Here is a 4,708-nt window from a genome sequence, read left to right as displayed (position 1 = left end):
CCCCCCCCTGCCCGCCCCCCCCCACCCCCATCGGGCGGGTAACCGGCGGGCCCGGGGGGTGGGTTACCCCATTGGGGTGCCCCCCCCCCGCTACGGTCGCGTCCGTCGACCGCTGATTTTCGGTGCCACCGGGCAACCCGGTTATGATGGCACCGCTTCACCTGCCTCCTTAGCTCAGTGGTAGAGCACCGCTCTTGTAAAGCGAAGGTCGTCAGTTCAATCCTGACAGGGGGCTCTTGTGCCCGTCGCTGCGGTGGCGGGCATTTTTCGTTCCCAGGAAACTCCCAGCGGGGGCACAGTGTGTTCGGGGGTGTGGGGAGGACTATGGCCTTATGAGTGGTGAGGCTGCCGAGGCGCGGGTGCTGGTGGTGGATGACGAGCCGATGATCGTCGAGTTGTTGTCGGTGAGCCTGCGTTACCAGGGGTTCGAGGTTGCCACGGCGGGTAACGGGGCCGAGGGGCTGGATCGGGCCCGGACGTTCCGGCCGGATGCGCTGATCGTCGACGTCATGATGCCGGGGATGGACGGGTTCGGGCTGCTGCGGCGGCTGCGGGCCGACGGTATCGACGCGCCGGTGCTGTTCCTGACCGCCCGCGACGAGGTCGAGGACAAGGTCACCGGACTCACGCTGGGCGCCGACGACTACGTCACCAAACCCTTCAGCCTGGAGGAGGTGGTGGCACGGCTGCGGGTCATCCTGCGCCGCTCCGGTCACACGGTGGCCGAGCGCAAGTCCTCGCGGATCCGGTTCGAGGACATCGAACTCGACGACGACACGCACGAGGTGTGGAAGGCGGGTGAGCCGGTGGCGCTCTCGCCCACCGAGTTCACCCTGCTGCGGTACTTCATGGTCAATGCGGGCACCGTGCTCAGCAAGCCGAAGATCCTGGATCACGTGTGGCGCTACGACTTCGGCGGCGAGGTCGGCGTGGTCGAAACCTACGTCTCCTACCTGCGCAAGAAGGTGGACACCGGCCCGGACCGGCTGATTCACACGTTGCGCGGGGTCGGCTACGTCATGCGGGTCCCCAGCCGCCATCGGTCCGCGGTGAAATGAGCACGCGGCACGGTGCGGCGCCCCTCGACCGCACCGGGCGGGTGCGCCGGGCGATCTCGTCCCGGCTGGCGGCCATCCCGCTGCGGGTGACCCTGGTGGTGGCACTGGTGGTGCTGGCCGGGCTCGGGCTGCTCGCCTCCGGTATCACCGTCACCTCCGTGATGCAGCGGACCCTGATCGACCGCGTCGATCGCGAAATCGCCGATGCCGTACACGGTTTCGCGCGGCCCGGGCTGCCGCCGCCGGATCCGCCGCCACCGTTCCGGCCGCGCCGGACGCTGGAGCCGTTCTATGTGCGCGTGCAGAATTCGGCGGGCACGCTCCTGATGCGGATGGATGTCGACGGTGCCGCGCCCGAGATACCCGCCGACCTCGGCCGCCGACCGCGCACGGTCGGATCGGTCGGCAACTCCGACGAGCATTGGCGCGCAGTGCGTTTCGAGTCACCCGCCGGTAGCAGCGTGGTGGCGCTGCCGCTGCGCGGCACCGAGACCATCGTCGACCGTCTGATCGGGCTGCAGGTGGTGGTGGGCGCGATCGTGCTGGCCGTGCTGGCGCTGGTGGCGCGGATCGTGATCCGGCGCAGCCTGCGGCCGCTGGGCGAGGTGGAGCGCACGGCCGCCGCGATCGCGGGCGGTGATCTGCATCGGCGAGTTCCCGTGCGGGGCACCGATACCGAGGTCGACCGGCTGTCGCAATCGCTGAACGGCATGCTGTCGCAGATTCAGCGGGCCTTCGCCGCGACCGAGGCATCGGAGGAGGCCGCGCGTCGCTCGGAGGCGAAGATGCGGCGTTTCGTCGCGGACGCCAGCCACGAACTGCGCACGCCGCTCACCACCGTCCAGGGCTTCGCCGAGCTGTATCGGCAAGGGGCGCTTGCCGATCCGGCAATGTTCATGGACCGGATCGAAAGCGAGTCCCACCGCATGGGCCTGCTGGTGGAGGATCTGCTGATGCTCGCCCGGCTGGATGCGCAGCGCCCGCTGGAGCGCCGCCCGGTCGACCTGCTGGCGCTGGCCAGCGACGCCGTGCACAATGCCCGCGCGATCGACACCGCCCGCCGCCCGGACGGGCCCGGTCGTCCGATCGATCTCGAAATACGTTCCGGTACAGGCACTCTGGAAATCAGCGGCGATGCGGCGCGACTGCGTCAGGTGCTGTCCAATCTGGTCGGCAACGCCCTCGTGCACACCCCGCCGGAGGCGGCGGTGACCGTGCGGCTCACCCCCGCGGCCGACGAGGTCCTGCTGGAGGTCGCCGACACCGGACCCGGGCTACCGCCCGAGCACGCCGAGCGCATCTTCGAACGCTTCTATCGCGCCGACAGCTCCCGCAGCCGCGACAGCGGCGGCACCGGCCTGGGCCTGTCCATCGTCGAGGCCCTGGTATCCGCCCACGGCGGCACGGTCTCGGCCCACACCGCCCCCGGCACCGGCACCACCTTCACCGTCCACCTGCCGCGTACCCCATAGCACCGCCTCGGCCCCGGAAGGCGGGCACCGAATGGGAGGTCAGGCCGGGACGTTGGCGCCGTAGCCGAGGTCGCGGAGGGCCTGCTTGATCTTGGCCTGGGCCTCGTCCAGGGATTCCTGGCTCGGCTCGGGGTCGGCCTGGGAGATGTTGAAGTCGCCGAGTTCGAAGGCCGGGAATACGTGCACGTGCAGGTGCGGGACCTCCAGCCCGGCGACCAGCAGGCCCGCGCGCGGCGCCTCCCAGGCGGCCCGCACGGCCCGGCCGATCTTCTGGGCGACGCCGTTCAGCCGCGCGAACGTGTCCGGATCGATGTCCTGCCACTGGTCGATCTCCTCGCGGGGCACGACGAGCGTGTGGCCCTGGGTGATCGGGGCGATGGTGAGGAACGCGACGAATTCGTCGTCCTCCCACACGAACCGCCCGGGCAACTGACCGTCGATGATCGCGCTGAAAACAGAAGCCATGGCCCGAGTCTATTTGCGCCCGGGGACGCGGCGGGGCAACGGGTTGTCCGGTCGATACCCGCCGAGGCGCGCGAACGCGTCGCCTAAGCTGTCCTGCGTGCGCGTACTCGTCATCGGTGCCGGAGCCCGTGAACACGCCCTCGTGCTGGCCCTGCGGCGGGATCCGGGGGTGAGCGCCGTCGTGGCCGCGCCCGGCAACCCCGGAATGGCGCAGTATGCGCAGCTCCGCCCGGTCGATCCGTGCAGCGCCGAGGCCGTGGTCGCGCTGGCCCGCGACCTCGCGATCGACCTGGTGGTGATCGGGCCGGAGGTGCCGCTGGTGCTGGGCATCGCGGATGCGGTGCGCGCGGCGGGGATCGCGTGTTTCGGCCCGTCGGCCGCCGCGGCCCGCATCGAGGGCTCGAAGGCCTTCGCCAAGGACGTGATGGCCGCGGCAGGTGTGCGCACCGCCCACAGCGAGGTGGTCGACCACCCGGGCGAACTCGATGCCGCGCTGGACCGCTTCGGCCCGACCTGGGTGGTGAAGGACGACGGCTTGGCCGCGGGCAAGGGCGTGGTGGTGACCACCGACCGCTCGGCGGCCCGCGACCACGGCGCCGAACTGCTCGAGCAGGGCCACCCGGTCTTGTTGGAATCGTTCCTCGACGGTCCCGAGGTGTCGCTGTTCTGCCTGGTCGACGGCGAGACGGTGGTACCGCTGCTGCCCGCGCAGGACCACAAGCGCGTCGGCAACGGCGATACCGGGCCCAATACCGGCGGCATGGGCGCGTACACGCCGCTGCCCTGGCTGCCCGCGGAGACCGTCGCCGAGATCGTCGACACTGTCGTGAAACCCGTTGCGGCGGAGATGGTCCGGCGTGGCGTGCCGTTCTCCGGACTGTTATATGCGGGGCTGGCGATCGGTCAGGCCGGGCCCGCCGTGGTCGAATTCAACTGCCGCTTCGGCGATCCCGAGACCCAGGCGGTGCTGGCGCTGCTGGACAGCCCGCTCGGCGCGCTGCTGCACGCCACCGCCACCGGCGCCCTCGCCCAGGCCGAGCCGCCGCGGTGGCATGCCGGTTCGGCGATCACGGTGGTGCTGGCGGCCGAGAACTACCCGGGCCGCCCCCGCACCGGTGACGTGATCACCGGCGCCGACGGCTCCGACCCGAATACCGAAGTGCTGCATGCCGGTACGTCCCAGCGCGACGACGGCGCCCTGCTGTCCGCGGGCGGCCGCGTCCTCAACGTCGTGGCCACCGGCGCCGACCTCACCGAGGCCCGCGAGCGCGCCTACGCTCGCATAGCCAAGATCAAACTCCCCGGCAGCCACTACCGCACCGACATCGCCCTCGGCGCCGTCGAAAGCCGCATAGCCATTCCCACCCGCGTCTAGCCACTCCCTCGTCGATTCCGGCCGAAAGCGCGCCGGAAAAACAAGATGCGACGCGCTGGCAGGAGCATGGCCCGCCGGAAGTGGACCGTGGCGCCGAAGCTTTCCGCCTTCGCCGATGCCTTCTCATTCCCGTGCTGACCGACGCCTTCTTGTTCCCGTGTTGGCTGATGCCTTCTTGTTCCCGTGTTGGCTGATGCCTTCTTGTTCCCGTGTTGGCTGATGCCTTCTTGTTCCCGTGCTGACCGACGCCTTCTCATTCCCGTGTTGGCGGGGGCCCCGGCGGCCGCCCCGCCGCGGAGCCGGGCGGCCGGGGAGGGGGCGCCCCCCCCCCCCAGCCG

4 protein-coding genes and 1 tRNA gene are annotated in these 4,708 nt (G+C 70.6%); 4 read left to right on the top strand and 1 reads right to left on the bottom strand.

Translation table 11 applies throughout. The features are described from left to right. Positions 1 to 163 precede the first annotated feature (163 nt). The 3 genes from QH290_RS17095 (at position 164) to QH290_RS17085 (ending at position 2,530) form a co-directional block, all read left to right on the top strand. Positions 164 to 235: transfer RNA gene (locus QH290_RS17095), tRNA-Thr, on the top strand. A gap of 97 nt (positions 236 to 332) precedes the next feature. Then, positions 333 to 1,058, top strand: a complete 726-nt coding sequence (locus QH290_RS17090; RefSeq protein ID WP_280266461.1) for a response regulator transcription factor — start codon at positions 333 to 335, stop codon at positions 1,056 to 1,058. Further along, the gene (locus QH290_RS17085) at positions 1,055 to 2,530 is read left to right on the top strand and encodes a sensor histidine kinase (RefSeq protein ID WP_280383868.1); all 1,476 of its coding nucleotides are present in this window, start codon (positions 1,055 to 1,057) and stop codon (positions 2,528 to 2,530) included. The genes QH290_RS17090 and QH290_RS17085 overlap by 4 nt, the downstream gene beginning before the upstream one ends. A 39-nt stretch (positions 2,531 to 2,569) precedes the next feature. Here the strand turns inward: QH290_RS17085 and QH290_RS17080 are convergent, their stop codons facing one another. Beyond that, on the bottom strand, positions 2,570 to 2,995 hold the full coding sequence (locus QH290_RS17080) for an HIT family protein (RefSeq protein ID WP_280266463.1): 426 nt from the start codon (positions 2,993 to 2,995) through the stop codon (positions 2,570 to 2,572). A gap of 97 nt (positions 2,996 to 3,092) precedes the next feature. On the opposite strand from QH290_RS17080, the gene purD reads away from it, so the two are divergent. Continuing rightward, the gene (purD, locus tag QH290_RS17075; RefSeq protein ID WP_280266464.1) at positions 3,093 to 4,370 is read left to right on the top strand and encodes a phosphoribosylamine--glycine ligase; all 1,278 of its coding nucleotides are present in this window, start codon (positions 3,093 to 3,095) and stop codon (positions 4,368 to 4,370) included. The last annotated feature ends 338 nt before the right edge of the window (positions 4,371 to 4,708 follow it).

This window comes from Nocardia wallacei (assembly GCF_029869545.1).
Lineage (GTDB): Bacteria > Actinomycetota > Actinomycetes > Mycobacteriales > Mycobacteriaceae > Nocardia > Nocardia wallacei_A.
Note: the sequence above shows the minus strand (reverse complement) of the source record. Positions and strands in the feature narration are given on the sequence as shown.